This is a genomic window from Phormidium sp. CCY1219, from assembly GCF_035615515.1.
In the GTDB taxonomy this organism is placed as follows: Bacteria; Cyanobacteriota; Cyanobacteriia; order Cyanobacteriales; family Laspinemataceae; genus CCY1219.
Genome location: NZ_JAJENT010000726.1, coordinates 1 through 1,379 on the forward strand (window position 1 = coordinate 1; position 1,379 = coordinate 1,379).

Annotated in this window: 1 protein-coding gene; it reads left to right on the top strand. The window is 52.8% G+C overall.

The window, feature by feature from the left end:
• Positions 1 to 177 precede the first annotated feature (177 nt).
• Positions 178 to 1,161, top strand: coding sequence for a succinylglutamate desuccinylase/aspartoacylase family protein (locus LKK83_RS21935; protein ID WP_324633484.1), 984 nt, complete (start codon positions 178 to 180; stop codon positions 1,159 to 1,161).
• Positions 1,162 to 1,379: the final 218 nt, after the last annotated feature.

Sequence of the window (1,379 nt, forward strand, 5' to 3'; positions counted from 1 at the left end):
TTCATCTTACCCGATTCCCCTTTTTTTTGTCAACAGATTGGGGAAAAAATTTTCCGGTCCGAGCGGGGGGTAGTTAATGCATTCGGCGAGAGGAGCGGATGCATTATTATACATAAAGGCGGCGAAGCGCGATCGCCGGTTTTGTGAATGCGAAAAGCAGGAGTAAACGCCACCAAGATGTCAGGTGCTATTAAAATTGCAGAAGCGATCGTCGAACCGGGACAAAAGCGGCGCTTGGAGCTACCAGTTGCCCGACTTCCCACCCAAACAATGCTCTCGTTGCCCGTGACGGTGGTGAATGGCACCCATGACGGACCGCGATTGTGGTTGAGTGCGGCAATTCACGGCGATGAAGTCAACGGGGTAGAGATTATTCGCCAAGTGTTGCAACAGATTTCGCCGCAACGGTTATCGGGGGTGCTGATTGCGGTGCCGATTGTGAATGTGTTCGGATTTATCGAACAATCGCGTTACTTGCCCGATCGAAGAGACCTAAATCGGTCGTTTCCCGGTTCTCCACGCGGATCGTTGGCGTCGCGGTTGGCGCATTTGTTTATGGCGCAGGTGGTGAAGCGCTGCACCCACGGCATCGATTTGCATACCGCTTCCCATAACCGCACGAATTTACCACAAATTCGCGCTAATCTTTTGGATCCGGAAACGGAACGCTGTGCCCGGGCATTTGGGGCACCCTTGATGGTTCATGCCACCACCCGCGACGGATCCTTGCGACAGGCGGCAACTCAGCAGGGCATTCCGATTTTGCTTTATGAAGGAGGGGAAGCGTTGCGGTTTGATGCGGAGGCGATCGCCGTGGGGGTGCAAGGCATTGGGCGGGTGATGCAGATGCTGGGAATGTACCAGTTTCCCGAGACCCCTTCTGCGCCGCCGTCATTAGCGGTACAAAAAACGCAATGGGTGCGATCGCCGCGCAGTGGCATTTTGCATCTGGAAGTCACCCTCGGCACGTTGGTTTACAAAAAACAGGTTTTGGGAATGGTCTGCGATGCTTTTGGGGATAAAAATGTGAAAGTTTCCGCTCCTTATAATGGTATTGTCATCGGTCATACGCAAAACCCATTAGTCAACCAGGGAGACGCCATTCTAAATTTAGCCGCACTGAAGCCAGAGCAAGTCTCCCTGTGGAAACAAAGCCTCTGAGGAGGTTTGAGCCGAAACTCGCCGCCCTGGCTTGCGGATCGCAAATCTCGCTTGCCAAAAGTGGAAAAGGGCATTGCCCGATTCGGCGTGGGTAGAAGGATGGAAAAAATTTTTCATGATAACCTCCGATACGTTTTTCCTCCCCCGTGCTTTAGCCGGGGGAGGAAAAACGAACGTGCGGCTTTAGCCGCCGTCAAAACTATATTGAGAATTGGGTG

Excerpts from the sequence above, each read along its gene's own strand:
- LKK83_RS21935 (WP_324633484.1), top strand. The coding sequence starts at position 178 with ATGTCAGGTGCTATTAAAATTGCAGAAGCGATCGTCGAACCGGGACAA.